This is a genomic window from Glycomyces sp. NPDC050141 (assembly GCF_055586545.1).
On record NZ_JBVJHZ010000038.1, the window covers coordinates 1 to 25057 of the forward strand.

27 protein-coding genes are annotated in these 25057 nt (G+C 71.8%); 8 read left to right on the forward strand and 19 right to left on the reverse strand.

What is annotated here, in order from left to right; all coding sequences use genetic code 11:
• Positions 1–144: 144 nt before the first annotated feature.
• Both ACZ60M_RS20020 and ACZ60M_RS20025 read left to right on the forward strand, forming a co-directional pair.
• Positions 145–1332, forward strand: a complete 1188-nt coding sequence (locus ACZ60M_RS20020; protein WP_465420163.1) for a sensor histidine kinase — start codon at positions 145–147, stop codon at positions 1330–1332.
• On the forward strand, positions 1329–1985 hold the full coding sequence (locus ACZ60M_RS20025; protein ID WP_465420165.1) for a response regulator: 657 nt from the start codon (positions 1329–1331) through the stop codon (positions 1983–1985). The genes ACZ60M_RS20020 and ACZ60M_RS20025 overlap by 4 nt, the downstream gene beginning before the upstream one ends.
• A 32-nt stretch (positions 1986–2017) precedes the next feature.
• Here the strand turns inward: ACZ60M_RS20025 and ACZ60M_RS20030 are convergent, their stop codons facing one another.
• Together ACZ60M_RS20030 and ACZ60M_RS20035 are read right to left on the reverse strand one after the other, a co-directional pair.
• A complete protein-coding gene (locus ACZ60M_RS20030) occupies positions 2018–2623 on the reverse strand; it encodes a class F sortase (RefSeq protein ID WP_465420167.1) in 606 nt (201 codons plus the stop codon).
• A gap of 244 nt (positions 2624–2867) precedes the next feature.
• Positions 2868–3449 (reverse strand): hypothetical protein, encoded by a 582-nt coding sequence (locus tag ACZ60M_RS20035; protein WP_465420169.1) that lies wholly within the window; start codon positions 3447–3449, stop codon positions 2868–2870.
• A 171-nt stretch (positions 3450–3620) separates the two neighbouring features.
• Here ACZ60M_RS20035 and ACZ60M_RS20040 point away from each other — a divergent pair, with 171 nt between their 5' ends.
• A complete protein-coding gene (locus tag ACZ60M_RS20040) occupies positions 3621–5075 on the forward strand; it encodes an MFS transporter (protein ID WP_465420170.1) in 1455 nt (484 codons plus the stop codon).
• Between the two features lie 81 nt (positions 5076–5156).
• Positions 5157–5819: a polysaccharide lyase family 7 protein gene (locus ACZ60M_RS20045; protein WP_465420172.1), complete on the forward strand. Its 663-nt coding sequence runs from the start codon at positions 5157–5159 to the stop codon at positions 5817–5819.
• A gap of 3 nt (positions 5820–5822) precedes the next feature.
• Here the strand turns inward: ACZ60M_RS20045 and ACZ60M_RS20050 are convergent, their stop codons facing one another.
• The 4 genes from ACZ60M_RS20050 to ACZ60M_RS20065 all read right to left on the reverse strand — a co-directional run bounded on the left by ACZ60M_RS20050 (position 5823) and on the right by ACZ60M_RS20065 (position 9417).
• Positions 5823–6428: a type 1 glutamine amidotransferase family protein gene (locus ACZ60M_RS20050; RefSeq protein ID WP_465420174.1), complete on the reverse strand. Its 606-nt coding sequence runs from the start codon at positions 6426–6428 to the stop codon at positions 5823–5825.
• A gap of 65 nt (positions 6429–6493) precedes the next feature.
• Positions 6494–7045, reverse strand: a complete 552-nt coding sequence (locus ACZ60M_RS20055) for a GNAT family N-acetyltransferase (RefSeq protein WP_465420176.1) — start codon at positions 7043–7045, stop codon at positions 6494–6496.
• Between the two features lie 49 nt (positions 7046–7094).
• Positions 7095–8408, reverse strand: a complete 1314-nt coding sequence (locus ACZ60M_RS20060; RefSeq protein WP_465420178.1) for an NAD(P)/FAD-dependent oxidoreductase — start codon at positions 8406–8408, stop codon at positions 7095–7097.
• Positions 8409–8556: 148 nt separating this feature from the next.
• On the reverse strand, positions 8557–9417 hold the full coding sequence (locus ACZ60M_RS20065; RefSeq protein WP_465420180.1) for a GNAT family N-acetyltransferase: 861 nt from the start codon (positions 9415–9417) through the stop codon (positions 8557–8559).
• A gap of 99 nt (positions 9418–9516) precedes the next feature.
• Between ACZ60M_RS20065 and ACZ60M_RS20070 the strand changes: the two genes are divergently transcribed.
• Positions 9517–10236 carry an SDR family NAD(P)-dependent oxidoreductase gene (locus ACZ60M_RS20070; RefSeq protein WP_465420182.1) on the forward strand — a complete coding sequence of 240 codons (720 nt, stop codon included), beginning with the start codon at positions 9517–9519 and terminating at the stop codon, positions 10234–10236.
• Here the strand turns inward: ACZ60M_RS20070 and ACZ60M_RS20075 are convergent.
• Both ACZ60M_RS20075 and ACZ60M_RS20080 read right to left on the reverse strand, forming a co-directional pair.
• Entirely contained in the window at positions 10233–11378 is a 1146-nt protein-coding gene (locus tag ACZ60M_RS20075) for an RNA polymerase sigma factor (protein WP_465420184.1), read from the reverse strand. The two genes, ACZ60M_RS20070 and ACZ60M_RS20075, sit on opposite strands and share 4 nt — an antisense overlap.
• The gene (locus ACZ60M_RS20080; protein ID WP_465420186.1) at positions 11379–11789 is read right to left on the reverse strand and encodes a YciI family protein; all 411 of its coding nucleotides are present in this window, start codon (positions 11787–11789) and stop codon (positions 11379–11381) included.
• A gap of 213 nt (positions 11790–12002) precedes the next feature.
• On the opposite strand from ACZ60M_RS20080, the gene ACZ60M_RS20085 reads away from it, so the two are divergent.
• Positions 12003–13265 (forward strand): M20 metallopeptidase family protein, encoded by a 1263-nt coding sequence (locus ACZ60M_RS20085; RefSeq protein ID WP_465420188.1) that lies wholly within the window; start codon positions 12003–12005, stop codon positions 13263–13265.
• Positions 13266–13311: 46 nt separating this feature from the next.
• Here ACZ60M_RS20085 and ACZ60M_RS20090 read toward each other — a convergent pair whose 3' ends face one another.
• The 4 genes from ACZ60M_RS20090 to ACZ60M_RS20105 all read right to left on the reverse strand — a co-directional run bounded on the left by ACZ60M_RS20090 (position 13312) and on the right by ACZ60M_RS20105 (position 17459).
• Positions 13312–14454, reverse strand: a complete 1143-nt coding sequence (locus tag ACZ60M_RS20090) for a Gfo/Idh/MocA family protein (RefSeq protein WP_465420266.1) — start codon at positions 14452–14454, stop codon at positions 13312–13314.
• 16 nt (positions 14455–14470) lie between these two features.
• Positions 14471–15595: a Gfo/Idh/MocA family protein gene (locus tag ACZ60M_RS20095; RefSeq protein ID WP_465420189.1), complete on the reverse strand. Its 1125-nt coding sequence runs from the start codon at positions 15593–15595 to the stop codon at positions 14471–14473.
• Positions 15592–16362 carry a ThuA domain-containing protein gene (locus ACZ60M_RS20100; protein ID WP_465420190.1) on the reverse strand — a complete coding sequence of 257 codons (771 nt, stop codon included), beginning with the start codon at positions 16360–16362 and terminating at the stop codon, positions 15592–15594. Before ACZ60M_RS20100 ends, ACZ60M_RS20095 begins: the two co-directional genes overlap by 4 nt.
• 68 nt (positions 16363–16430) lie before the next feature.
• The gene (locus ACZ60M_RS20105; protein ID WP_465420192.1) at positions 16431–17459 is read right to left on the reverse strand and encodes a LacI family DNA-binding transcriptional regulator; all 1029 of its coding nucleotides are present in this window, start codon (positions 17457–17459) and stop codon (positions 16431–16433) included.
• A 134-nt stretch (positions 17460–17593) separates the two neighbouring features.
• On the opposite strand from ACZ60M_RS20105, the gene ACZ60M_RS20110 reads away from it, so the two are divergent.
• The gene (locus ACZ60M_RS20110) at positions 17594–18448 is read left to right on the forward strand and encodes an alpha/beta fold hydrolase (protein WP_465420194.1); all 855 of its coding nucleotides are present in this window, start codon (positions 17594–17596) and stop codon (positions 18446–18448) included.
• A 64-nt stretch (positions 18449–18512) separates the two neighbouring features.
• Here ACZ60M_RS20110 and argG read toward each other — a convergent pair whose 3' ends face one another.
• The 7 genes from argG to ACZ60M_RS20145 form a co-directional block, all read right to left on the reverse strand.
• A complete protein-coding gene (gene argG, locus ACZ60M_RS20115; protein ID WP_465420195.1) occupies positions 18513–19958 on the reverse strand; it encodes an argininosuccinate synthase in 1446 nt (481 codons plus the stop codon).
• Between the two features lie 167 nt (positions 19959–20125).
• Positions 20126–20581 (reverse strand): hypothetical protein, encoded by a 456-nt coding sequence (locus ACZ60M_RS20120; protein ID WP_465420197.1) that lies wholly within the window; start codon positions 20579–20581, stop codon positions 20126–20128.
• Positions 20582–20759: 178 nt separating this feature from the next.
• Positions 20760–21059, reverse strand: coding sequence for an SHOCT domain-containing protein (locus tag ACZ60M_RS20125; RefSeq protein WP_465420199.1), 300 nt, complete (start codon positions 21057–21059; stop codon positions 20760–20762).
• Between the two features lies 1 nt (position 21060).
• Positions 21061–21486, reverse strand: coding sequence for a DUF6325 family protein (locus ACZ60M_RS20130; protein WP_465420201.1), 426 nt, complete (start codon positions 21484–21486; stop codon positions 21061–21063).
• Positions 21487–21619: 133 nt separating this feature from the next.
• On the reverse strand, positions 21620–21985 hold the full coding sequence (locus ACZ60M_RS20135) for a hypothetical protein (protein ID WP_465420203.1): 366 nt from the start codon (positions 21983–21985) through the stop codon (positions 21620–21622).
• A gap of 137 nt (positions 21986–22122) precedes the next feature.
• Positions 22123–22737 carry a glyoxalase gene (locus ACZ60M_RS20140; protein WP_465420268.1) on the reverse strand — a complete coding sequence of 205 codons (615 nt, stop codon included), beginning with the start codon at positions 22735–22737 and terminating at the stop codon, positions 22123–22125.
• 106 nt (positions 22738–22843) lie between these two features.
• Entirely contained in the window at positions 22844–23587 is a 744-nt protein-coding gene (locus ACZ60M_RS20145; RefSeq protein WP_465420204.1) for a GAP family protein, read from the reverse strand.
• A gap of 166 nt (positions 23588–23753) precedes the next feature.
• On the opposite strand from ACZ60M_RS20145, the gene ACZ60M_RS20150 reads away from it, so the two are divergent.
• The gene (locus tag ACZ60M_RS20150; RefSeq protein WP_465420205.1) at positions 23754–25052 is read left to right on the forward strand and encodes a BNR-4 repeat-containing protein; all 1299 of its coding nucleotides are present in this window, start codon (positions 23754–23756) and stop codon (positions 25050–25052) included.
• The last annotated feature ends 5 nt before the right edge of the window (positions 25053–25057 follow it).

Genomic DNA, 25057 nt, shown 5'->3' on the forward strand with positions numbered 1-25057 from the left:
CGGGGTGAAAAGAAGACCGCTAACCCACCCACCCCCCCCCCCCCCACCCCCCCCCCCCCCCCCCCGCCCCCCCCCCCCCCCCCGCCCCCGGACCCGCTGTCGGCCCATCCCCTGCTCGCCGGTGTCGCGCGAGGGCAGCGGCGCGTGCGGGAGTTCGACCGGCGCCGCCCCTGGGTGCTCGACACGCTCATCAGCCTGTGCATCGTCGCGATCACGCTGCCCTACCTCGTCGACGACGGCCGCCTGACCTTCCCCGCCGGGTCCGAGACCGCTGCGGACCGTGCGTGGATTCCGTACGCGTTCGCGTTCGTGTTCGCGGCCGTGCTGTGGCGCCGCCGCGCACCGGTCGTCGTGTTCTTCACACTCACCACGATCGCGTTGGCGCAGTGGGCGATCGGGCTGTGGCAGCCCGCCGCCATCGCGCTCCTCATCGCGCTCTACACGCTCGCCGCGCACGCGTCCGCGAAGGTGCTCGCCTGGGGTACGGCCCTCACGGTCGTGGAACTGGCCGTCGTGGTGGCGCTCCTGCAGCGGGACGAGCCGCCCCTGCTGACGCTGCTGTTCATGCTGGGCACCGCCACCGGGGCGATCGCGCTGGGCCTGAACCTGCGCATCCGCCGCCTGTACACGGCCGCGCTCGAGGACCGCGCCCGGCAGCTGGAAGTCGAACGCGGGCAGCGCGAGCAGCTGACGGCCGCCGCCGAGCGCGCGCGCATCGCCCGGGAGATGCACGACATCCTCGGCCACAGCCTCTCGGTCATGGTCACCCTCGCCGACGGCGCCGCGACGCTCGCCGAACGCCGGGGCGAGGCCTCGGCCGGGACGCTGCGGATGCTCGGCGACACCGGGCGCGAGTCCATGGAGGAGCTGCGGCGGGTCCTGGGGGTCCTGCGGGAGGAGGGCCCGGGCCCGCGCCCGCTGGACCCGCCGCCGGGCGTGGGCGACCTCGACGCGCTCCTGGCGCGCGTCCGCGCCGCCGGTCTGCAGGTCGCCTGCGAGACGTCGGGCCCGCTCGACTCGCTCCCCGGCGGCGTGCAGCTCACCGTGTACCGGATCGTCCAGGAGGCGTTGACGAACACCCTCAAGCACGCGGGCGCCGAAGCGGCCGCGACGGTCGGCCTGGCGGTGAACGCCGGGAAGGTCCGCATCCGCGTGGCCGACACCGGTACGCGGCCCGCCGACCGGACGCCGGAACCCGGGCACGGGCTGGTCGGCATCCGCCAGCGGGCCGCGCTCTACGGCGGCACCGCCGCCATCGGTCCCCGCAGCGACCGGCCCGGCTGGATCGTCGAAGTGGTACTCGACCCGACTCCGGCGGGAGCCCGGTCATGACCACTGTGCTCATCGCCGACGACCAGGAGCTCCAGCGCCTCGGCCTGCGGATGCTCCTGGAGGGCACCGACGGCCTCGAACCGGTCGGCGAGGCCGCGAGCGGCGCCGAGGCCGTCCGCATGACCGCCCACCTGCGGCCCGATGTCGTCCTGATGGACGTCCGGATGCCCGGTATGGACGGTCTGGAGGCGACCCGCCGCATCGCGGCCTCCGGCGGCCGCAGCCGCGTCCTCATCGTCACCACGTTCGACCTCGACGAGTACGCCTACGACGCGCTGCGCGCGGGGGCGAGCGGGTTCCTCCTCAAGAACGCGCGCCCCGCCGAGCTCGTCGCGGGCATCCTGGCGGTCGCCACCGGCGACGCCGTCGTCGCGCCGAGCCTGACGCGGCGGCTCCTCGACGCCTACGCGCACAACGTGCTCGCCCCGGGGGCGGCCGATCCCCGGTTGGAGCGGTTGAGCGGCCGCGAACTCGAGGTCCTGGTCGCGATCGGCCAGGGCCTGTCGAACGCGGAGATCGCGGAGCGCCTGGTCCTCACCGAGTCGACGGTCAAGAAGCACGTCGGCAAGGTCCTCGCCAAGATCGGCGCCCGCGACCGCGTCCAGGCCGTCATCACCGCCTACGACTGCGGCCTGGCCAAAGCCAAGCCGTGACCGGCCGGTCTCGCGATGCGCCTGCGCTAACGTCAGCGGGCGGCGCGGGTCTCGACGAGGTCGGCGTAGACCACGATGTTGTCGGTGTAGTCCTTGGCGTCCTTGTCGAACGAGCCGCCGCACGTGATCAGCCGCAGCGCGGCCTTGTCGACGGCGCCGTAGACCCGGTCGGTCGGGAACGCGTCCTTCGCGTACCGCTCGACGGCCACGACGGCGAAGACCACTGTGGATCCGTCCTCGCGGTCGATCTCGACCAGGTCGCCGCGCTCGGCCCGGCGCAGGTAGAAGAACACCGCAGTGGAGGCCTCGGTGTCGAGGTGGCCGACGAGCACCGCCGGGCCGCCCTCGCCCGGGGTGGGGCCGTACCGGTACCACCCGGCGAGGAACGGCCGCTCGAACGAGGGCGTCTCGATCGAACCGTCCCCGTTGAGCCCCACCGGGTCCACGGGCGCGTCGATCGAGAGGTCGCCGGAGCGGATGCGCACCGGCTCCGAGGCGGTGACCGGCGGGGCGGCGACGAGCGGCACCTGCGGGTCGGAAGGGGAAAGGGCCGTACCGAACTCCTGCGCCAGGCCGTGGCTCTCCACGGGTATCGCGGGCGGTTCGGGTTCGCCGGCAGTCAAAGCGACAACGATCATGACCGCGCCGACCAGGGCGAGCACCGACGCGGTCGCGGTGAGCGGGGTGAGGCGGGCGGGAAGGCGCGGAGCGGCACGGCCCCAAGCGGTTTCGATCCACCGCCGGGTCCGCGCCGCCGCCGACAGGAGCCGCTGCCCGAGCCGGGCCGCCGTTCGACGGGCGGCGCGAAACCCCCGGGCCGAGGATCGGCCCGGGGGCGGTGTCGGTGTGCCGTAGATCGTCACGGCAGGTCGGCGGTGTCGCTCAGCTCGCGGAGGCGGCGCGGCGCCTGGAGTGGACGACGAGCGCGGCGGCCGCCACGACCAGGGCCGAACCCCCGAGCGCCAGCGGCATCATGTCGTCGGAGGAGGCCGCGAAGCCGCCGCCGGTGTCGGCACCGCCCGAGGGCGTGCTGGAGACGATGGTCCATTCGCCGCCGCCGACATCGGAGCTCGAGGAGGAGGAGCCGCCCGAGTCCGAGCCGGAGTCCGAACCGGAGCTCGACCCGCTGTCCGGGTCCGTGCCGCCGGTCACGGTGATCGTCTTGGTCTTCTTGGTCTGGTCGTCGCAGGTCAGCGTGATCGTGTACTCGCCGTTGACCTTCGGCGCGCGGGCGTGCGCGACGCCTTCGGTGCCGTTGAGGGGCTTGTCGGCGCCCCAGGAGGCCTCGATGTGCCGTCCCCCCATCTGTGCCCCGGTGCATGCCCACGTCGCGGTGACCTTCGCCCCCGCATCCACTGAGGATGGCGTGACGATCAGCGTCGCGGACGCTTGCGCCGGTGTCGCGACGGCGAGCACCATCGCCGCAGACGACGCGGCCAGCGCCGCGGCCTTGAGCAGTTTCATGAGCCTGCGTCTCCTTCAGATCGTGCCTGTCCGCATCGCGCGCAAACCGGTCCCTGGCAGTATCCACAAGGTCTGATCACACCGCTGTGATTCGCCCGAAATGGACGTACAGGGGCTGTTCGCGCGGCCTGAAACCGCGCGGGACGGGCCCGCCCGTGATCGAATGCGCTCATGCCCGCACCAACCACTACGGTCACCAGCCTCGTCCCGGCCCGCATGGACCGGCTGCCCTGGTCCGGCTTCCACACGCGCATGATCCTGGCCCTGGGCACCGCCTGGATCCTCGACGGCCTCTCCATCACCATCGCCAGCGCGATCGGCCCGGAGCTGCAGCTGCGCTCGACCCTCGGCCTGACCTCCACCGAGGTCGGCCTCATCGCGTCGGTGTACCTCGTCGGCCAGATCTTCGGCGCGCTCTACTTCGGATTCCTCTCCGACCGGCTCGGCCGCCGCCGCCTCTTCCTGGTCACGCTCGGCCTCTACCTGGGGGCCAGCGCGCTCTCGGCGCTGTCGCCGAACCTCGCGGTGTTCCTGGTGTTCCGGTTCGTCGCCGGGATGGGCATCGGCGGGGAGTACGCGGCCGTGAACGCCGCGATCGACGAGATGATCCCGGCGCGCTACCGGGGCCGCACCGACCTCGCCGTCAACGCCACCTACTGGCTCGGCGCGATCATCGGGACGCTCACGACGTGGGTCATGCTCGACCCGAGTGTCCTTCCGGCGCAGTGGGGCTGGCGGCTCGCGCTGCTCATCGGCCCGCTGCTGGGCCTGGCGGTGTGGCGGCTGCGGACGCACGTCCCGGAGAGTCCGCGCTGGCAGCTGACGCACGGGCACGCGGAGGAAGCCGAGTCCACGGTGGATCGGATCGAGGCGGAGATCATCGGGTCGGGGAAGGCCCTTGCACCGGTGGACGAGTCGCGGGCGGTGAGCGTGAAGCCCGTGGCCTCGATTCCCTTGCGGACCGTGGCGCGGACGCTGTTCAAGGTGTACCCGAAGCGGTCGGTGCTGTGCGCGGCGCTGATGATCACGCAGTCGTTCCTGTACAACGCGATCTTCTTCTCGGCGGCGCTGGTGCTGGCGCACTTCTACGGGGTCGGTTCGAGTCAGGTGCCGATGTACCTGCTGGTGTTCTCGGTCGGGAACCTCGCGGGCCCGCTGCTGCTGGGGCACCTGTTCGACACGGTCGGCAGGCGGCGGATGATCGCGGGCACGTACGCGGTCTCCGGTGTGCTGCTGGCGTTCTCGGGCTGGCTGTTCAAGCTCGGGGTGCTCGACGCGCTGACGCAGACGCTGCTGTGGTCGCTGGTGTTCTTCGTGGCCTCGGCCGCCGCGTCCTCGGCGTACCTCACGGTCTCGGAGGTCTTCCCGATCGAGATGCGCTCGCAGGCGATCTCGATCTTCTTCGTGATCGGGCAGGCGGCCGGGGCGGTGGGGCCGGTCCTGTTCGGTTCGCTCATCGGCGATCAGACCCACCCTGACCCGACGGGCCTGTTCATCGCCTACACCGCCTCCGGTGCGGCGATGTGCGTTGCAGCGGTGTTGGAGGCGGCGTGGGGGCCCGAGGCGGCCCAGAAGTCCCTTGAGGACGTCGCGGCTCCGTTGACGGCGGTCGATCGCGGAGTCTGAGACGGCCCTTTACTGACAGGTTTCCTTGCTATATGGTGGCGGCACTCCGCTGGTATGCCCCTTTTCGGAAGGAAGCCCCCTATGCGACGACGCACGATCTTCACTGCCGCGACTGCGGTAGCGGCCGGAGCCGCAGCGACCGCGTTCGGCCTCGGCAACGCCGGAGCAGCCGAACCCACCGATGGCTGGACCTCGACCCCGTACACCTACTACGTGCAGAAACCCTGGAACCTGCGTGAGGCCGCCCGGTACCGCCTCACCAGCGGCGTCCACAAGACCTGGGTCTACGACACCGACGAGCCCTTCGAGGAGGGCAGCTCCACCGACCCGCGCACCGAGCTGCGCTTCAAGGAGGAGTACACGACCGGCTCGCACATGTGGGGCGCCGAGATCCTCGTCCCCACCGGCTCGGTCGGGGCGTGCGTCGCCCAGATCGTGCGGATCGACCCGCCCTCGGGGACCCCGAACACCGACATCCAGCTCCGCGCGTTCGCTGAGAACGGCGGGACCCTGCGCCGGTACACGGGAGGCGAAATTCTCGCGACCGGCATCTACGACACCTGGACCGACGTCAAGATCGCCCACCTGGCCGACACCGGCGCCATCGAGGTCTACGTCAACGGCACGCTCAAGCTCACCACCGCCGACCGCGGCCCGTCCAACCGCCACTTCAAGTGCGGGGTCTACGGCGGCACCGGCCGCGTCGAAGCGAAGTTCCGCAATATCGGCTACTGGACCGCCTGAGCCTCAGATCAGGGCGCTCGCGCCGATGGCGCGCATCGCCCGCTCCACGGTCTCCTCGTTCTCGCCGTAGGGGGCCACGTAGTCGATGACCGCGCGGGCGGCGGCTTCACCGAGGGTGCGGGTGATCGTCCAGGCCGCGAGGTACTGGGAGGCCAGGCAGCCGCCCGCAGTCGCGATGTTGCCCTCGGCGTGGAACGGGACGTCGAGGGCTTTGACGCCGCGCGCTTCGAGGAACGGGCGGGTCTTCATGTCCGTGCACGCGGGCATGTCGCCGAGCGTGCCGAGGGCCGAGAGGACGAGCGCGCCGGAGCACTGCGAGCCGATGAGCTGACGCGACGGGTCGAGCGGGAGCCGCGCGAGCATCGCGTCGTCGGCCGAGATCTCGCGGGCCTTGACGCCGGAGCCGATGAGCACCACGTCGGCCTCGGCCACGAAGTCCATGGGGCGCTGACCGGTCACCTCGACGCCGTTCATCGAGGTGACCACCGGCGTGGGCGTCGTGATGAACGCTTCGAGCCCGTCCTTGCGGCACCGGTTGATCAGCGCGGACGCGATGAAGCTGTCGAGCTCGTTGAACCCGTCGAACGTCACTACGGCTACCTGCGGCATGCGCGCCCCCCTTGATCAGGGCTCCAAGGGTACGGCGCATCCCTGCGGAGCGCTAGCGCGTTTGCTCAGGCGCGGGCGGCCCGCCATTCGGGGGCGAGGACCGACCAGATCTCCATGTCGAGGCGTTCGCCGCGGTGGAGGTAGGCCTCGCGGGCGACGCCTTCCCGGGTCATGCCGAGGCGCTGGGCGACGGCGATGCTGGGGGCGTTGCGGGTCGAGGTCCACCAGTCGACGCGGTGGATGCCGCGGACTTCGACGGCCCAGTCGATGATCGCGGTGACCGCGCGCGTCACCAGGCCCTTGCCGACCGCGGCCGGTTCGAGCCAGCAGCCCGCTTCGGCGCTCTCCATGCGGAAGTCCATGGTGCGGAAGAGGACGCCGCCGACCAGGACGTCGTCGAGCCAGATGCCCCAGATCCGGCCGGTGTCGGCGGCGGCCTTCTCCGCGTAGGTGTCCAGGATGCGCCGCGCGGCGTCGAGGTCGGCGACGACGTCGGCGAAGGCCACGTGGCGGCCGATGAACTCGCGGCCCCGGTCCACGTGGGCGATGAACTCCTCGGCCAGGTCGGGAGTCAGGGGGCGCAGTTCCGCACCGTCGCCCAGGGAAGTCTTGAACATGCGAATCAGATTAAGGTTTCCCGGGGCCGGGGCGCATGCGGGTGCCCGCCTACTTCGCGGCGAGGTCGCGCGCCGGGAGTTCGGGGTCGGCCGTGTCGAGCGGGACGGCGGGCGATCGGACCAGTCCGAACTGGACGCTCTGGCGACGCAGGAGGGCGTCGAGGGCCCAGTCGACGGCGGTGCGGATGCGGTTCGAGGGCATGGCCATCAGGTGGTACCCGCGGGTGACGACCTTGGCGGGCAGGCCCGAGAGCGGGATGCCGAGGGGTTTCGCGGCAGCCTGCCAGCCGCCGAGGTCGACGACGAAGCCGAGGTCGTGGTGCTTGTAGGGGCGCGGCGTGCCGCAGCCGAGCGAGGCGGCGATGTTGCGCGCGGCCGCGTTCCCCTGGCGTTCGGCGTGCTGGGCGGTCATCGCGCAGATCTCGCCGGGGCGGGCCAGGTCGGGCACGGCGGCGGCGTCGCCGCACGCGAAGATCTCGGGGTGGCCGGGCACGGCGAGGAACTCGTCGGTCTCGATGCGGCCCTTCAGTGTCGCGAGCCCGATGTCGGCGGCGACGGGGTCGGGGCGCACGCCCGCGCCCCACACGATCGTGCGGGTCGGCACGAACTCGCCGTCGGTGAGCAGGACGCCTTCAGCGGTGGCCTCCTTCACCGAGGTGCCGGTGCGCACGTCGACGCCGCGGCGGCGCAGCACCCGGTCGGCGGTCGCGGCCAGGCGCGGCGAGAGCTCGGGCAGGACGCGCGGGGCGAGGTCGAGCAGGAGCCAGCGCACGGGCTGGTCGCGCAGGGCCGGGTGGCGGCGGGCGAGGGCCTTGGTGAGGAGCTGCCCGGCGGCGGCGACCTCGGTGCCGGTGTAGCCCGCGCCGACGACGACGAAGGTGCAGCGGGCGGCGCGTTCGGCCGGCTCGGCGGCGGTGGCGGCGAGCTCGATCTGGCGGATGATCTTGTCGCGCAGGTAGATCGCCTCGGGGATGCCGCGGAAGCCGTGGCTGTGCTCGGCGACGCCGGGAATGGGCAGCACCTTGTTGACGCTGCCGACGGCGAGCACGAGCCGGTCGTACTCGAGCGTGCCGGGGTCCTCCTCGGGGTTGCGGTAGTGGACGCGTCGGGCGTCGGTGTCGACGTGGTCGACGGTGCCGAGGACGAGCCGCACGCCAGGCAGGGTGTCGGTGAGCGACACGGCGATCCGGCGCGGGTCGAGCACCCCGGCGGCCACTTCGGGGAGCAGCGGGAGGTAGAGCGAGTAGTCGGTGGGGTTGACGAGCACGATCTCGGCGCGGCCCTTCATGCTCTTGGCGAGCTTGCGGGCGGCGTGGAACCCGGCGAATCCGGCTCCGACGATGACGACGCGTTGCGGGCGCATGGTGACTCCTAACGGCGGACCCTGGGCGCTCACATCGGACTGTCATCGTTGACGGTGAGCCTGCGGTCTCGCCTTGCGTTCATCTTGCATGCGCCGCAAGGGGGCCGGGGTCCCTCGCGCGGGGGAACCCCCTCCCCTGCGGGAGTGGTCAGGCCTTCCGGGCCAGGTCGAGGCGTTCGGGGAGCAGTGCGAAACCGGCGGAGCGGTACGTGGCGACGGCGCCGGTGAGGGTGCTCGGGGTGGCGACGAGCACGCTCGACGCGCCCATTTCCTGGAGCGCGGCGGCCCCGGCCACGCAGATCGCCGTGCCGTGGCCGCGTCCCCGGTGGTCCTTGTGGACGCCCATCGGCTCGATGAGGCCGGGCCTGCCGGGTCCGGCGGACCACACGGTGACGACCGCGACGGCCTCGCCTTGCCCGTCGAACCCGAGGAGGCAGCGCGCGTCGGCGTAGGCCGGGCCGGAGGCCATCTCGCGCCAGCGCTCCTCGGAGAACGTGGAGCGCTCGAAGGCCGCCCGCTGCACCTCGGCGCGCCGTCCGGCCAGGTCGGGACCGGCCGTTTCGACGCGCAGGCCCGGGTCTTGGACGGGTGCCGACAGGTCGCGGCGCAGCAGCGTCCACGCTTCGTCAGGGCCCCAACCGGTCTCGGCCAGGTGCTCGCGGAGCGCGGCGCCGTTCGGGATCTCGATCTGCGCCTTGCCCGCGGGGAGGACGCCGCGCCCGGGGTCGGCGATGTCGGCGGCCATGCGCTCGGCCAGCTCCGAGTCGTGCAGGTCGGCGGCCGTCACCCGCAGCACGTCGGGGCCGTCGAGCAGGCCGACGGCGAGGAGGCGGCCGTCGCGGCTCCAGGTCCGCACCGAGGCGGCGGCCCGCTCGGCGCCGAGCTGCCGGTGCCAGCCGAGGTCGCCGGGGTGGAGCTGGAGCGGCGCGTCGTCGGACTGCCAGGCGCGCAGCGCGTCGACCGCTTCGCCGAGCGCGTCGGGCCCGGGGGTGCGCAGTTCGATGTCCATGCCCGGATCACACACCGCCGTGCGGGTGCGGCGCAACCGGTTTTGGGGCGGGCATCGCGGGTATGTTCGGGCGCGCAGGGACTCGACGAAAGGACGCCTATGGCGCTCATCCTGATCACCGGGGCCTCGACCGGGCTCGGTCTGGCCGCCGCGCGCAGCCTCACTGAGGAGGGCCACGACGTGGTCGTCCACACGCGCAGCCCCGACCGGCTGCCGGACCTGAAGCCGTACGGGTTCGTCCACGGCGACCTGTCGCGCATGGGCGAGACGCTGTCGGTGGCCGGGCAGGCCGACGCGTTCGGGCGGTTCGACGCGGTGGTCCACAACGCCGGGGTCTACCGCGACCCGTATGCGCTGCAGGTGAACACGGTCGCGCCGTACCTCTTGACGGCGGCGATGTCCAAGCCGCGCAGGCTGATCTACCTGAGCAGCGGCTACCACCTCGACGGCTCCACCGACCTGGACGGGATCGACTTCAACGAGACGCGGGTGCGGCCCGGCGCGTACGAGGACGCGAAGCTGTACGAGACGGCGCTGGCGTTCGCGGTCGCGCGCCGCTGGGCCGACACCGTGGCGCACGTGGTCGACCCCGGCTGGGTCCCGACCCGCATGGGCGGCCCGGGCGCGCCCGGCGACCTCGAAGCGGGGCACCGGACGCAGGAGTGGCTGGCGACGGCGCCCGACGACCAGATCAATCCGCGCACCGGCGGCTACTGGCACCACCTGCGCATCAGCCGCTCGCACCCGGCGGCCTCGGACCCTGACTTCCAGCACGAGCTGCTGGAGCGCCTGGCGGCCCACACCGGTGTCAAGATCTAGCTCCGGTTGAGGCGGGCGGCCTGCTTGAGCAGGTGCGTGTGCTCGGCCATGACCACTGTGGACTGGGCGGCTGCCTTGTAGAGGCGGGCGGCTTCCTTCAGGTTCCCGGCGCGCTCATGGAGGTACGCGGCCACGGCGTCGCGCCTCGGCAGGCCGGGGTCGAGCGCTTCGACCAGCCGCAGCCCGGCGAGCGGCCCGTCCACGTGCCCGACCGCGACCGCGCGGTTGAGCGCCACGACCGGGCTGCCCGGGGTGATCCGCGCGAGCTCGTCGTACCACTCCAGGATCTGCGGCCAGTCGGTCTCGTCCGCAGTAGCCGCGTCGTCGTGGAGCGCGGCGATCGCGGCCTGCGCCTGGTACTCGCCGATCTGGTCCGCTGCCAGCGCGTGTTGCAGCAGGTCGACGCCTTCGGCGATCATCGCTGTGTCCCACAGGGACCGGTCCTGTTCGGCGAGGGGCACGAGCTGCCCGGCGGCGTCGGTGCGGGCCGGGCGGCGCGCGTGGTGCAGGAGCAGCAGGGCGAGCAGGCCCGCCGCCTCGGGGTCGTGCGGGACGGAGGCGACGAGCTGGCGCGTCAGGCGGATCGCCTCGGCGCACAGGTCGCCGTCGCCGACGAAACCCTGGTCGAACATCAGGTAGAGCACCTTCAGCACGGCTCGCACGTCGCCGGGCTGCTCGAACCGCTCCCCCGCGAGCGTCCGCTTCGCCCGCGAGATCCGTTGCGCCATGGTCGCTTCGGGGACGAGGAAGGCGCGGGCGATCTCGGCCGTGGTCAGGCCGCCGACCGCGCGGAGGGTCAGTGCGACGGCCGACGCGGGCGAGAGGGCCGGGTGGCAGCAGCGGCTCAGCAGCAGGAGCGTGTCGTCCGCCTGCCCGGCCGGGCCGGGCGCGGGTTCGCGGTGGACCGCGACCTCGCGCAGGACGCGGGCGGAGGCCGAGCGGCGCGCGTCCAGGAACTTGCGCCATGCCACCGTGACCAGCCAGGCCTTGGGTTCGTCGGGGGCCTCGCCGTCCCAGCGGCGCACCGCCTCGGCGAGCGCGTCCTGGACGGCGTCCTCGGCCGCCGCGAAGTCGGCTCCGCGGCGGACGAGGACGCCCAGCACTTGCGGGGTGAGGTCCCGCAGCAGGTGCTCGTCGAGCATTTATTCGACCGTCGGCGCTTCGGTCAGGAAGGGCCGCACTTCGATCCACTCGTAGAGCGGCAGGCTGTCCTTGCCGGGCGCGGAGGACAGGTACGCGGCGGCCTCGTAGGCGCGCTCCTCGGACTCCACGTCGATCGCCATCCAGCCGGCGATGAGGTCCTTCGACTCGGCGAACGGGCCGTCGGTGACCGGGGCCCTGCCTTCGCCGTCGTAGCGGACGAACGCGCCCTGCGGGGCGAGGGCCTGCGCGTCGACGAACTCGCCGCGCGTCTTGAGGTCCTCGATCATGTCGCCCATGAACCCGATGTGGGCGCTGATCTCGTCCGGAGTCCACTCGTCCATGGGCGCCTGGGCGTTCGCGTGCTGCTTCGGTCCGCCGCGGTAGTGCTTGAGCAGCAGGTACTTGGCCATGATGGCCCTCCTTCGGTTCGGGCGGCTCGTTCGCCGCTGACAACCCTAGGACGGAGCCGTTCCGGGGTTCTCGACATCCCGGGGGAACTTTTCTCCAGTATTTTTTCGGGGGGCTGCACCACCCCGGTTTCGGGGGCCTTCGTTACTGCTTTCCGCTGCCGTTCTCCCCAGAATCAGAGAGGTCAACACCCCTCCGATGTCGAAGGAGACCGGATGTCCCGCTTCAGGATCGACACCCCCGTCCTCACCCGCCGCGCCGTGATCGGCGCCGCCGCGGCGGCGGCCGCGGCCGCCGCGCCCTCGGTCGCGCAGGCCACGAGCATCGCCTTCCTCGACCAGGACGCGATCGACGCGGCGGCCGCCCGGGTCGAGGCCGACCTCGTCGCGCTCCGCCGCGACCTCCACGCCCACCCCGAGGGCTCCGGCGAGGAGGCCAGGACGGCCGCTGTCGTCGCCGAACGCCTCACCGCCGCCGGGCTCGCCGTCACCACCGGGGTGGGCGGCCACGGGGTCGTCGGCGTCCTCAAGGGCCGCAGGCCCGGGCGCACCGTGGCGTTCCGCGCCGACATGGACGCCGTGCCCGGCCCCGAAGGCGCCGAGCACGTGTGCGGGCACGACCTCCACACCGCCGTCGGCGTCGGCACCGCGCAAGTCCTCGCCGGGCTGCGGGGCCGCCTCCACGGCACCGTGGTCTTCGTCTTCCAGCCCGCCGAGGAGAGCCTGGCCGGCGCGAAGGCGATGCTCGCCGACGGCGTGCTGGAGACCTACGGCTTCGAGGAGATCCACGCGCTGCACTGCGGGCCGTTCCCGGTCGGCGCGTTCGGCGTCAACCCCGGCCTCGGCCTGCCCGGGCTCGACCGGGGCACCATCGCGGTCGGCGGCCCCGACGCGAGAGGCCGGGCCGGTGAACTCGCCGAGGCGCTCAACGCGCTGTCCACAGTGCAGCGGCCCGCCGACTCCGCCGAACTGGAGGCGCTGCTGGAGCAGCTCCAGACCGAGGACGGGCCGCTCGCCGAGTTCGTGACAATGAACGCCCGCGTCGCCGGGGGCGCGACCGAGGAGCAGGCCGCGGTCCAGGTCTCGTACCGGTGCTGGCCCGAGGAGCGGTACACCGGGGTCCGCGCCGACGTCGGCGCGGTCGCCTCACCCTATGGGGCCGTGAGCTTCCCGGCCGACCCGTTCCCGGCCCTGGTCTGCCCCGAGGAGGAGGCGCACGAGCTGAAGCGGCACCTGCGCCGCGCACTGGGCCCCGACTCGGCGACCGTGCTGCACGCCGTGGTCCCGTTCAACGGCGAGGACTTCGCACTGTTCGTCGACCGGGTGCCGGGAACGTTCACGTGGCTCGGGGTGCGCGCCCCGGGCGCCGACATCGCGACCGCCTCGCCGCATTTCCCGCTGTTCGAGCCCGACGAGGCCGCGATCGGCCACGGCGTCCGCGCCATGGCCGGATGGCTCGCCCGCCGGACCCGCTGCTAGACAGGGCGAAGGCCCGGCCGCGAACGGCCGGGCCTTCACGGTGCTGCTAGACCGCCGTCCAGCGGCTTTCGTCGTCGGCGCTCGCCTCGACCGCCGCGAGGACCCGCTGCACGCGCAGCGCGTCCGCGAACGACGGCGTGGGCTGCTCCTGGTTCGCGATGGCGCCCACGAGGTCCACGACCTGGTGGGTGAAGGCGTGCTCGTAGCCGAGGCCGTGCCCGACCGGCCACCAGTTGCCCGTGTACGGGTGCTCGGGCTCGGTGGCCTGGATGCGGCGGAAGCCCGCGTTCGGCTCCTCGGCCGCGTCGTAGAACCACAGCGAGTTCATGTCCTCGAAGTCGAACGCGAGGGACGCCTTGGTGCCGTTGAGCTCCACGCGCATCGCGTTCTTGCGGCCCAGCGCGAACCGGGTCGCCTCGAACACGCCCACCGCGCCGTCGTCGAAGCGCGCGGTGAACATCGCGGCGTCGTCCACGGTGACCGGGCCCTTCGGGCCGTCAGCGCCGCCGGTGCCGCCCAGGCCCACGAAGTCGCCGCCCACGGGCCGTTCCTTCACGAACGTCTCCATCAGCGCCGAGACGCCGGTGATGTTCGCGCCCGAGACCCACTGCGCGGCGTCGATGATGTGCGCGCCGATGTCGCCGAGCGAGCCGGAACCGGACAGGGACTTGTCGAGGCGCCACGTCAGCGGCGCGTTCTCATCGGTCAGCCAGTCCTGCAGGTACTGCGCCCGCACGTGCCGGATCGGGCCGAGCGCGCCCGATTCGACCAGGCGCTTCGCGAGCGACAGCGCCGGGGTGCGGCGGTAGGAGAACCCGCACATCGCGTACACGCCTTTGGCTTTGGCGGCCTCGGCGGCGGCCGTCATCAGCTCGGCTTCTTCGACCGAGTTCGCCAGGGGCTTCTCGCACAGGACGTGCTTGCCCGCCTCGAGCGCAGCGATCGCGATCTCGGCGTGCAGGTTCCCGGGGACGCAGATGTCGATCAGGTCGATGTCGTCGCGCTCGATCAGGCGCCGCCAGTCGGTCTCGCTGGAGTCCCAGCCGAGCTTCGACGCGGCGGCGGCGACCCGCTCGGGGTCGCGTCCGGCCAGCGCGGTCATGTTCGGCGCGAGCGGCAGGTCGAAGAAGCGGGGCGCGGTGCGCCACGCGTGCGAGTGGGCCGCGCCCATGAAGGCGTACCCGATCATGCCGACGTTGAGGGAATCACTCACTGCTGCGCTCCTCTTTGGCGCTCAGGGCCTCCCGTACGGAAGGCCACGATTTCAGTACGGCGAGCACCTCCGGGTCGCGCTCGGTCGCGAGCGCCGCGCCATAGGAGCGGTCGAGTACGTCGTCGATCAGTACCCGCTGCCCCTGTGCCGCGCTCTGCGTCGCGGCCTCGACCATAGCGAGGCTCATGATGTTAGCGTGCACGCGCCCCATCGGTTCCACTCCTCGGCGCAGCGCGGTGATGAACTGCCGCAAGGAGCCTGCGATGTCCCGGCCGTGGTCCTCGCCGGGCTCGAAGGGCCCGTCGGGGGCGGCCGACGGGTCGCCCTCGCCGTCCCACAGCACGGTGCCCTGTGCGGCGGAGACGCGCCAGGAGCCGTTCCAGGAGGTCTCGTGCCCGGGGCTGCACCAGGAGCCGTTGAACGTGAACCGGGCGCCGCCTTCCATGGCGAAGACCGCGTTCGCGGCCGCGTCGCCCCGGTACCAGCTCCAGGCCGGGTTGTACTCCTCGCACAGGACCGAGACGGGGTCGGCGTCGAGGAGGTAGCGGGCCATGTCGAACTGGTGGATGGCCATGTCGAGCAGGAGCGGGCTGGCCATCTCGTCGCGGAAGCCGCCGAAGTGCGGCGACTGGAAGAAGTCGACCGAGACGATCCCGACCGCGCCGAGCCCGGAGAGCCGCTGCTTGGCCTGGTGGAGCGCCGGGTGGTAGCGGCGGTTCTGGCTGACCATGAACAGCTGCCCGGTGTGCTGGGCGGCGGCGGCGAGCTGGAGGCCTTCGGCGACGGTGGCGGCGACCGGCTTCTCCCCCAGGACGGGCAGCCCGGCGTTGAGGGCGGCGATCGTGACCGGGTGGTGCGCTTCGGGAATGGTCGCGTTCACGATGGCGTCGGCGCCCGTGCGCTGCGCGAGTTCGACCGCGTCGGTGCCGGTGGCGAGGCCTTCGATGCCGGTCTCGGCGGCGGCCGAGGCGGCGGCCTCGGAGTAGAGGTCGGCGATGCCGACGAGCTCGGCGTCGGGGCTCTCGGTGATGTTCCGGTTCCAGGCCCGGCCCATCCCGCCCGCGCCTGCGACGACGAGCCGCAGCGGCCCTTCGGATTCGATCGTGCGGAAGCTCATCGCTCGAACGCCCCCCGGTAGCCCTGGCCGTTGAAGAAGTCGTCGGTGTCGTAGCGCAGCAGGGTCGGCGTCTCGCGCTCGCGGTCGGGGCGGGCCCACTCGATGCCGTTGGCGATCACGTGGTTGACGTCGGGGTGGTGGTAGACCGGGAAGTCCTGGTCGCCGGGGCTGAAGTAGAAGATCCGGCCGAAGCCGCGCCGGTAGGTCATGCCGGAGCGGAAGACCTCGCCGCCGGTGAAGCCGGAGATGAAGATGAGCTCGTCGGGGGTCGGCACGTCGAAGTACTCGCCGTACATCTCCTGCTCGGGGATGACGATCGGGTTGGGGATGCCGCGCGCGATCGGGTGCTGCGGGTTGACGGTCCACACCAGTTCGCGGTCGTGCTCGCTGCGCCAGCGCAGCGTGCAGGTGGTGCCCATGAGCTTGGTGAAGATCTTGGACCAGTGCCCGGAGTGGAGCACGATGAGGCCCATCCCGGCGAGGACGTGGCGGTGCACGCGCTCGACGATCGCGTCTTCGACCTCGCCGTGCGCGGCGTGGCCCCACCAGATGAGGACGTCGGTGGCGTCGAGGACGTCGGAGGTCAGGCCGTGCTCGGGCTCGTCCTGGGTGTGGGTGGTGATGACGGCCTTGTCGCCGAGCCATGCGCCGACGCCCTTGGCGATGGCGCCGTGCATGCCGTCGGGGTAGCGCTCGGCGACGGAGGGCTCGACCTGCTCGTGCCGGTTCTCGCCCCAGACGACGACCCGGATGGGTTCAGTGGACATGTGGTGTGTCTCCTTTGGTGGTTTCACGAATTGTGAGCTTAAAAATCGTTGGGCGCCAAAGCACTTCGCTAGGCGGCCGGATCGGTGCTGGAGCGCACGACGAGTTCGCCGGGGATCACCAGGTGCTCAGGCGAGGCGGGCTGCTCGATGACGAGGCGCACGAGTTCGGCGGCGATCGCGGCCGAGGCCTGGCGGACCGAGGTGATGCCGACGGTGCCGAACGAGGTGAGCGGCGTGTCGTCGAAGCCGGTGACGGCCGCGTCGCGGCCGGGCACGAGGCCGCGCGCCTGGAGCGCGATGACCGCCCCGGCGGCGAGCGGGTCGGAGGCGCACACGAGCGCGGTCGGCGGCGACGGCGAGTCGAGCAGGATCGCGGCGGCGCGCACGCCCGTGGCGAGGTCGTTGTCGCAGTTCACGATCCGGGTCTGGGCGAGCGATCCGGTCAGGCCCAGGCGGGAGCAGGCGTCGCGGTAGCCGATGTCGCGCAGCCGCCCGATGACGCTGTCGGGGGCCGCCCCCAGGAACGCCAGCTCGCGGTGCCCGCGCTCGGCCACGTGGGCGACGGCGGCCCCGATGCCGAGCGCGGCGTCGCCCTCGACCCAGCTCCACGGGGTCGCGAACGCCTCGGCGGTGCGGCCGTAGGCGGCGAAGGGGATGCCGCGCTTGCGCAGCCCGACCGGGCGCGGGTCCTCGTGCCCGACGTTCGAGATGACGAACCCGGCGGCGGACTGCCCGAAGTACAGGTCCTCGCAGGCCTTCAGGAGCGCGTCGGCGTCCTGCTCGGTGATGAGCGTGAGGTTGCGGTCGGCGTCCTGGCAGGCGGTCGCGAGGTCGTGGAGGAACGCGTCCATGTACTGGTTGTCGACCCGGTCGCGCGCCGGGAGCGCGTAGCCGATCTGGCGCGGCTGGGCCAGGCGCAGGCTGCGGGCGACGAGGTTGTTGCGGTAGCGCAGCTCGCGCATCGCCGCGTGCACCTTCTCGCGGGTGGCCTCGGAGACGACCTCGGGGCGGTTGATGACGTTCGAGACGGTCATCGCCGAGACCCCGGCGAGGTCGGCGACGTCGGACATGCTCGCCTTGCGGGGTGTGCCGCTCATCCGCCGCCTCCTCTCTGAAGTGTCCCGGCCTCAGATTTTAAGCATAAAAATCGGCAGCGGTCAAACCCGGCGATGAATTCGCGGAACGCTGGTCGTCTACACCGCGGACACCATTTGACACACGAGGAGACGCCATGACCGAGCCGCAGTCCCACACGATCGAAGCCCGCGGCGCCGTCCTGCACTACGACGTGCGCGACGGCGACGGACCGACCCTCCTGCTCATCGGCTCCCCCATGGGCGCGAGCGGGTTCATCACGCTCGCCAGCCACTTCGAGGACCGTCGCGTCGTCACCTACGACCCGCGCGGCGCCGAGCGCAGCCGCCGCACCGACGGCGCCGCCGAGAACACCGTGGAAGAGCACGCCGACGACCTGCGCCGCCTCATCGACGCCGTCGGCGGCCCGGTCGACGTGTTCGCCAGCAGCGGCGGCGCGGTCAACGCCCTCGCGCTCGCCGCCCGCTACCCCGGCCAGGTGCGCACCCTCGTCGCCCACGAGCCGCCCGCGTCCGCCGAACTGCCCGATGCCGACGTGATCCTCAAGGCCTGCAAGGGCATGCGCGACAACTACCTGGCCAACGGCTTCGGCCCGGCCATGGCCCAGTTCATCGCGCTGGTCTCCCACCAGGGCCCGTTCACCGAGGCGTACCTGGAGCAGCCCGCGCCCGACCCGGCCGCGTTCGGGCTGCCCGCCGAGGACGACGGCAGCCGCGACGACGCGCTGCTGGGCCTGAACATGGTCACGTGCAACGCCTACCGGCACGACTTCGCGGCGCTCAACGCCGCCCCGACCCGCATTGTGGTGGGCATCGGCGCCGACTCGGGCGACATCCTCCCGGCCCGCGCCGGGAAAGTCGTGGCCGGGCGCCTGGGCACCGAGCCGGTGGTCTTCCCCGGCGACCACGGCGGCTTCCTCGGCGGCGAGTACGGCCAGACCGGCAAGCCCGACGAGTTCGCCGCGAAGCTCCGGGAAGTCCTGGAGGCATAGAAAGCTAAGAGGCGCAAGCGAAAGCGCCCCGGAGTCCGAGACTCCGGGGCGCTCTGCATTCGTCTTAGTCGGTGCCGAACTCCATGGCGGCCTGGTCCAGGAGGTCTTCCTCCGGGGCCTCGCCGCGAGAGGCGATCGCGGTGGCGCCGCCGCTGGGCATCGCGCCGATCAGGCCGGTCGAGGCGGCCTGGGCCGCGCCGATCGGAGTGGGGTGGGCGCTGCCGACCATGCCGATCCCGGCGTACTGCTCGAGCTTCGCGCGCGAGTCGGCGATGTCGAGGTTCCGCATGGTCAGCTGGCCGATCCGGTCGTTCGGGCCGAACGCCGAGTCCTCGGTCCGCTCCATCGAGAGCTTGTCCGGGTGGTAGCTGAACGCGGGCCCGGTGGAGTTGATGATCGAGTAGTCCTCGCCGCGCCGCAGCCGCAGGGTCACCTCGCCGGTGACGGCCGTGCCGACCCACCGCTGCAGCGACTCTCGGATCATGAGCGCCTGCGGGTCGAGCCAGCGGCCCTCGTACAGCAGCCGTCCGAGCCGCCGCCCTTCGGCGTGGTAGATCGCGAGGGTGTCCTCGTTGTGGATGGCGTTCACGAGCCGCTCGTAGGCGGCGTGCAGGAGCGCCATGCCGGGGGCCTCGTAGATGCCCCGGCTCTTGGCCTCGATGATCCGGTTCTCGATCTGGTCGGACATGCCCAGGCCGTGCCGCCCGCCGATCGCGTTGGCCTCCAGCACCAGGTCGACGGCGGAGCCGAACTCCTTGCCGTTGATGGTGACCGGCCGGCCCTGCTCGAACCCGATGGTGACGTCCTCGGGGAGGATCTCCAGCTCGGAGTCCCAGTGCGCGACGCCCATGATCGGCTCGACCAGCTCCAGGCTGGCGTCCAGGTGCTCCAGGGCCTTGGCCTCGTGGGTGGCGCCCCAGATGTTCGCGTCGGTGGAGTAGGCCTTCTCCTTGCTGTCCCGGTACGGGAGGTCCCGCTCGGTCAGCCACTCGGACATCTCGGTCCGGCCGCCCAGCTCGGAGACGAAGCCCGCGTCGAGCCACGGCTTGTAGATCCGCAGCGACGGGTTGGCGAGCAGGCCGTAGCGGTAGAACCGCTCGATGTCGTTGCCCTTGTAGGTGGAGCCGTCGCCCCAGATCTGCACGTTGTCTTCCAGCATGGCCCGCACGAGCAGCGTGCCGGTCACGGCCCGGCCGAGCGGGGTGGTGTTGAAGTAGGTGCGCCCGCCGGACTTGATGTGGAAGGCGCCGCACGCGATGGCGGCCAGGCCCTCTTCGACCAGCGCGGCCTTGCAGTCCACGAGCCGGGCGATCTCCGCGCCGTACTCCATGGCGCGGCCGGGGACGGAGGCGATGTCGGGCTCGTCGTACTGGCCGATGTCGGCGGTGTACGTGCAGGGCACCGCTCCCTTCTCGCGCATCCAGGCGACCGCCACGGAGGTGTCGAGGCCACCGGAGAAGGCGATGCCGACGCGTTCGCCGACGGGGAGCGAGGAGAGAACTTTAGACATGGTTATGAGTATGCATGTTGCTGAATTTTCATGCAACCCGGGGTGGGGGCGATTCCAGCAGGCGGGACCGCGACCAGGCCCGCCACGCCTGGAGCATGGCGAGCCTCACTCCCCGGGCATGGAAAAGCGGGCCGCCCCGGAAGGGACGGCCCGCTGGTAAGTCGGTGCTACACGGCCGAGGTGCGGGCGGCCTGCTGGGCGCGGAGCGCCGCGAACATGGGCTTGCGGGACGGCGACTCGGCCAGCCCGGAATGGAGGACCGCGGTGATCGCGACCGAGGCCGCGGCGTCGTCGGCGGCGGCGACCCCGGCGGCGACCATGTCGAGGATCTCGCCCGCGGCGGCCGAGACGAGCTCGGGGTCGGCGTTCCGGGAAGCCTTGGAGAACCCGAAGGCCAGGTCCTTGTCGGCGGTGACGTTCCAGACCGCGCACGTGTGCAGGCGCGTGCCGTAGCCGGTGCCCTCGATCCAGCAGTCGACGGCGTACACGAAGGTCCGGGCATCGTGGTCCCACAGCAGTTCGGCGTCGAGCATGTCCGAGAGCGCGGCGAGACGCTGCGCCTTGGGGTACTTGGACTCGAGGACGGCAGTGGCGTCGTCGCTCGAGAGATAGCTGTAGGTCATCCTTCAACGGTAGCTGCCCCGGATGGCGATCCCGCAAAGCCCGGACCGCTCGTTTCGGCGACACGGGTGGGTGCTTCCTCACCAGAGACCCGAAAATCGGACATAAGACCACTTTGGGCCGCATATGTCCGCACGGAAAAGGGCACGGGGACGAGTGCCCCGTGCCCTTCGCTCCGTCCTATGCGAGCAGCTTGGCCTTGGCGGCGCCGAATTCCTCGTCGTTGAGGATGCCCGCCGCGTGGAGTTCGCCGAGCTGCTTGAGCTTGGCGATGGTGTCGTCCCCCGCCGGAGCGGCGGGCGGGGGCGCCGCGGCGGCCTGCGCCTGCTGGGCCTGGTACGCCTGCGCGTCGGCCTGGGTCTGCGCCTTGTTCGCCGACGCGCGGCTCATGCCGCGGGTGACCGCACCCGCGGTGCCCGCGATGACGGCGGTGCGGGCCATGGTCCCGAGCAGGCCCGGGCGTCCGACTCTTCTGCGCATGTCAGTGCTCCTCGTCGATCAGGCCGGTCAGTTCCTCGATGGCGGCGGCGGGCACGCGGGCCCAGTCGATGACGCGGCCGTTGGCGCGCTGGACGCCGCCGGTGAGGTTCGCGGCCCACGTGTGCTCGAACAGCAGCATGCCGATCGAGGAGTCGGGTTCGAGGTCGGCGGCCACGGCCTCGACGTCCTCTTCGGCGAAGAGCCCGGCCGGGTCGCCCACGAGCCGGGAGAGCCGGGTGTCCTCGGCTTCGTCGGCCTCGATCCAGCGCACCGACCCGTCGGCGTCCTTGCGGACGAAGAGCGCGTCGAGCACGGTGATCGTCTTGGCGTCGACGAGCCGTTCGAGTTCGGCGAAGATCTCGCCGTTGAAGTCGTTGCCTGGGAATTCCACCAGCACCATGTCGACCGGTGCGCTGCCGTCTGCCACGTCGAGCCCCCTGTCCGACCGCCGGACCGCCGCAGGGGGCTTGGACAAGCCGTGACGAAAGCGGCGGAGGCGGTCTTATCGGGACGCTACACGGGCGCGGGTGCGCGCACCCGCGTCTTGTGGGATTCGGACGCTACCGGCTGATGACGTCGCAGTAGGGCTTCACGGTCTCCACGATCGTGGGGCCCTCGGCCTCTTCGACGCCGAAGAGCTCGGCGGCGTCGCGGGCCAGCTGCTCCTCGTCGGCGTTGGCCGCGACCTCGCCGCAGATCTCCTGCGCGTTGGCCAGGATCTCGGCGGGCGTGGCGTCGGGGACGAGGTCGTGCAGGTCCCCGGCGAGGTCGGTGGGGAGCTCGGAGGCGAGCTCTTCGAGGGAGGACTCCCAGTCGGGGAGGGTGGGGGTGTCGGTCGGGATCTCGATGCCGCCGTCCTCACTGCAGGCGCCGAGCGCCAGGAGTGCGCCGATGGCGAGGGCGGCGAGGGTTCGTCGTGCCGTCATTGGGTGCTCCGTTCCGCGTGGTGTGGGGTCACGCTAACAGGCCGAAGGTCACGAATTGCCCGAACTGCACTCCGGTGCCGCTTACGTCACCGCCGCCGCGGCACGGGCCGGACGCCCGTACCGTTCCGCTTGCGGCCCTAGGCGGCTTCCCACTCGAAGCCGTCGGCGTCGGTGAACGTGCCTGCGCCGCTGCCGAAGACGATTCGGTGCGAGCCGGAGCCCTCGGGCGAGACGAAGGAGGTCTTCGCGGCGAACTTGCGGCTGTAGAGCGAGAGCGAGACGCTGTCGCCGGGGGCCTCGAACTCGACGTACTTGCGGCCGAAGCTCTTCGCGACTTCCAGGCCCTTGCCGATGTAGAACTGCTTGGTGGCGGCGACGTCGGCGACGCCGATGCCGACGTTCACCGAGTCGACCGTGCGGGGGCTGTTCCCGGTGTGCTTCTTCTGGGAGGTCGCGATCTTCCAGATGTTGCCGAAGGGGTCCTGGAGGACGCAGCCGTAGCCCCACAGGCTCTTCTCGGGGGCCTTGATCGCGGTGGCGCCCGCGTTGACGGCGGTCTCGGCGTAGCTGTCGACGGTGCCGGGCTCAGTGACCACGAGCGACACCGCGAAGCCGCGGAAGCCGCTGCTCGGGTCCTTCGCGGGCCGCACGCGCAGCCAGGAGTCCTCGCCGAGGTCGAACGCGGCGGCGTAGAAGGCCTCGGCGGCGGCGGTGTCGTCGGCTTCGAAGGTGACGGTGTCGATGGCGTTCATGGTGTTCTCCCTGTTCGCAGTGGCTGTCTTGCTCATGTCCACAACGATATTTCCGCCAGGGGCCCTGGCGCTTCTCGATTCCTGATCACCTCCGAACGGGCCGCGTTCAGCGGTTGAGGAGCAGCTCGAACAGGTCGAGGCGCCAGGCCGCGTCGCGGGCGACGAGGAACCCGACGATGCCGAGGACCCAGCCGGTCGTGGAGGCGGCGTTCTTGACCATCCAGTCGTTGATCCGCCGCAGCACCGGCTCGACGGCGTCGCGCACGACCAGGCGGGCAGCGAGGAGCAGCAGCGCGGGCAGGACCATGACCAGGCAGTACCCGGCCATCGTCAGGGTCGTCCTAGCGGCCCCGAGCCCGGCGGAGGTGACCATGCCGATCGCGGCCAGGTACGGGAGCATCGTGGCGACCTCGATGGTGGCGGCCGCGAGCGCGAGGCCCATGAGCGGCAGCACGGAGGCGCGGGTGCGGACGGCGCCGTCGGCGTCTGCTTCGATGCCGAGGGCCCGTTCGCGCCAGCGCGCCGTGCGCCCGCTTTCGCTGTGCTGCTTCTTGGAGTCGAAGCGGAAACTGAACAGGAGCAGGCCGACGCCGAGGACGAGCTGCGTCCACAGTGCGGGCCGGGTGTCGAGGAGGGCGCCGATATCGTCGATGAACGTGGTGGCGCCCAAGGCGATGAGGAGGCCGACGCCGAGGTAGAAGACGGCGATGGTGGCGAGGTAGGCGAGCATGCGCCCGGCTTTGACGCGGCCGGGGGCCAGGAGCAGCCAGATCGGGATGAGCAGCGTGCCGAAGCTGGTCGAGTCGATGAGCGCGAGTGCCGCGAGCGGGGCGGCGAGTGCGAGGTCCATGGTTCGAGCGTATGGAGAGGCGGGGTCGCTATCGTCGGCCTCGGGACCGAGGTTTCGAAGGGGGCCTGCATCTTTGGTGGCACGCCGTTGGGTGCGGTCGGGGCCGCACTAGCGCTGGATAGCGCTTTCAGATAGTGTCGGTGTTCGATCCGACTTGGAGGCCGTCATGCCGAGTTTCGCCGAACCGATCGTCGTCAACGACAACGGCGCGTGGTGCTGGTTCCAGGACGAGCGCGCCCTCGTCGACCCCGGGACGAACCGGCTCGTCGTCGGTTCGATCGCGGCGGCCGAGGGGCCCGGCGGCGAGGCCCGCTCCGGCAACGTCGAGCTCGCCGTCGTCGACCTGGACACCGGCGAATCCCGGGTCGTCGTCCTCCACGAGCGGTTCGAAGTGGACGACCACGACGTCCCGGCGCTGTGGCAGCGCACCGACGGGCGCTGGCTGGCGGTCTACACGAAGCACAAGACCGACGACCTGACCCGTTGGCGCATCAGCGAACCGGGCGACCCCACCGAGTGGGGCCCGGAGCGGACCTTCGACTGGAGCCCGTACACCGAGGGCCGCGGCGTCACGTACTCGAACCTGCGGGCCGTGGACGGGCGCCTGTACTGCTTCGCGCGCGCGGTGAACGACGACCAGTGCGCGCTCGTCTCCGACGACGAGGGCGAGACCTGGTCGTACGCGGGCAAGCTGTTCACGCGCCCGAAGGTCGGCTACGTCAACGGCTACACGCGGTACGCCGCCGCCGGGGACCGCCTCCACCTGGTCACCACCGACCACCACCCGCGGGACTTCGACAACTCGATCTACCACGGGTTCCTGGAGGACGGCGCGCTCCACCGCAGCGACGGCTCGGTCCTGGACCCGAAGGCCCTCAACGGGGAAGCGCTGTCCCAGGAGGGCCTGACGACGGTACTGGCGGCGGGCTCGCGCTGGGGCGGCGTGCGGATCTCGCACTGCTGGACCACCGACATCCGCACCACCGCGAACGGCGGCGTCGCCGCGATCCTCACCGCCCGCGCGGGCGACGAGGAACTCGATCTCGACCGGAAGCAGGCCGCTCCGGACCTGCGGTTCTTCTACGCGCGCATGGCGCCTGGCGGCGAGTGGACCGTGAACGAGCTGGCGAAGGCCGGGCCGGGGCTGATGCCGCACGAGGAGGACTACACGGGCCTGGCCGCGATCGACCCGTACGACCCCGGCTCGGTCTACATCTCCACGCCGGTCGACCCGCGAGACGGCACCGAACTGGCCCACCGCGAGATCTTCCACGGCCGGGCCGCCGCCGCGGGCCGGTTCTGGGCGTGGACGCCCGTCACCGAGGACTCCGAAGTGGACAACCTGCGGCCGATCGTCGCGCCGGGGGACCCGTCGCGGACGCCGCTGCTGTGGTTCCGCGGCCCGATGACGGCGTCCCAGCACTACCGGTGCGAGGTCGTGCTCCTCGACATCCCGCGGCACTAAGCCGG

What these genes read in the sequence shown, in the direction of transcription:
- ACZ60M_RS20025 (WP_465420165.1), top strand. Translation starts at nt 1,329, where the DNA reads ATGACCACTGTGCTCATCGCCGACGACCAGGAGCTCCAGCGCCTCGGC.
- ACZ60M_RS20030 (WP_465420167.1), bottom strand. Translation starts at nt 2,623, where the DNA reads ATGATCGTTGTCGCTTTGACTGCCGGCGAACCCGAACCGCCCGCGATA.
- ACZ60M_RS20035 (WP_465420169.1), bottom strand. Translation starts at nt 3,449, where the DNA reads ATGAAACTGCTCAAGGCCGCGGCGCTGGCCGCGTCGTCTGCGGCGATG.
- ACZ60M_RS20040 (WP_465420170.1), top strand. Translation starts at nt 3,621, where the DNA reads ATGCCCGCACCAACCACTACGGTCACCAGCCTCGTCCCGGCCCGCATG.
- ACZ60M_RS20045 (WP_465420172.1), top strand. Translation starts at nt 5,157, where the DNA reads ATGCGACGACGCACGATCTTCACTGCCGCGACTGCGGTAGCGGCCGGA.
- ACZ60M_RS20050 (WP_465420174.1), bottom strand. Translation starts at nt 6,428, where the DNA reads ATGCCGCAGGTAGCCGTAGTGACGTTCGACGGGTTCAACGAGCTCGAC.
- ACZ60M_RS20055 (WP_465420176.1), bottom strand. Translation starts at nt 7,045, where the DNA reads ATGTTCAAGACTTCCCTGGGCGACGGTGCGGAACTGCGCCCCCTGACT.
- ACZ60M_RS20060 (WP_465420178.1), bottom strand. Translation starts at nt 8,408, where the DNA reads ATGCGCCCGCAACGCGTCGTCATCGTCGGAGCCGGATTCGCCGGGTTC.
- ACZ60M_RS20065 (WP_465420180.1), bottom strand. Translation starts at nt 9,417, where the DNA reads ATGGACATCGAACTGCGCACCCCCGGGCCCGACGCGCTCGGCGAAGCG.
- ACZ60M_RS20070 (WP_465420182.1), top strand. Translation starts at nt 9,517, where the DNA reads ATGGCGCTCATCCTGATCACCGGGGCCTCGACCGGGCTCGGTCTGGCC.
- ACZ60M_RS20075 (WP_465420184.1), bottom strand. Translation starts at nt 11,378, where the DNA reads ATGCTCGACGAGCACCTGCTGCGGGACCTCACCCCGCAAGTGCTGGGC.
- ACZ60M_RS20080 (WP_465420186.1), bottom strand. Translation starts at nt 11,789, where the DNA reads ATGGCCAAGTACCTGCTGCTCAAGCACTACCGCGGCGGACCGAAGCAG.
- ACZ60M_RS20085 (WP_465420188.1), top strand. Translation starts at nt 12,003, where the DNA reads ATGTCCCGCTTCAGGATCGACACCCCCGTCCTCACCCGCCGCGCCGTG.
- ACZ60M_RS20090 (WP_465420266.1), bottom strand. Translation starts at nt 14,454, where the DNA reads ATGATCGGGTACGCCTTCATGGGCGCGGCCCACTCGCACGCGTGGCGC.
- ACZ60M_RS20095 (WP_465420189.1), bottom strand. Translation starts at nt 15,595, where the DNA reads ATGAGCTTCCGCACGATCGAATCCGAAGGGCCGCTGCGGCTCGTCGTC.
- ACZ60M_RS20100 (WP_465420190.1), bottom strand. Translation starts at nt 16,362, where the DNA reads ATGTCCACTGAACCCATCCGGGTCGTCGTCTGGGGCGAGAACCGGCAC.
- ACZ60M_RS20105 (WP_465420192.1), bottom strand. Translation starts at nt 17,459, where the DNA reads ATGAGCGGCACACCCCGCAAGGCGAGCATGTCCGACGTCGCCGACCTC.
- ACZ60M_RS20110 (WP_465420194.1), top strand. Translation starts at nt 17,594, where the DNA reads ATGACCGAGCCGCAGTCCCACACGATCGAAGCCCGCGGCGCCGTCCTG.
- argG (WP_465420195.1), bottom strand. Translation starts at nt 19,958, where the DNA reads ATGTCTAAAGTTCTCTCCTCGCTCCCCGTCGGCGAACGCGTCGGCATC.
- ACZ60M_RS20120 (WP_465420197.1), bottom strand. Translation starts at nt 20,581, where the DNA reads ATGACCTACAGCTATCTCTCGAGCGACGACGCCACTGCCGTCCTCGAG.
- ACZ60M_RS20125 (WP_465420199.1), bottom strand. Translation starts at nt 21,059, where the DNA reads ATGCGCAGAAGAGTCGGACGCCCGGGCCTGCTCGGGACCATGGCCCGC.
- ACZ60M_RS20135 (WP_465420203.1), bottom strand. Translation starts at nt 21,985, where the DNA reads ATGACGGCACGACGAACCCTCGCCGCCCTCGCCATCGGCGCACTCCTG.
- ACZ60M_RS20140 (WP_465420268.1), bottom strand. Translation starts at nt 22,737, where the DNA reads ATGAACGCCATCGACACCGTCACCTTCGAAGCCGACGACACCGCCGCC.
- ACZ60M_RS20145 (WP_465420204.1), bottom strand. Translation starts at nt 23,587, where the DNA reads ATGGACCTCGCACTCGCCGCCCCGCTCGCGGCACTCGCGCTCATCGAC.
- ACZ60M_RS20150 (WP_465420205.1), top strand. Translation starts at nt 23,754, where the DNA reads ATGCCGAGTTTCGCCGAACCGATCGTCGTCAACGACAACGGCGCGTGG.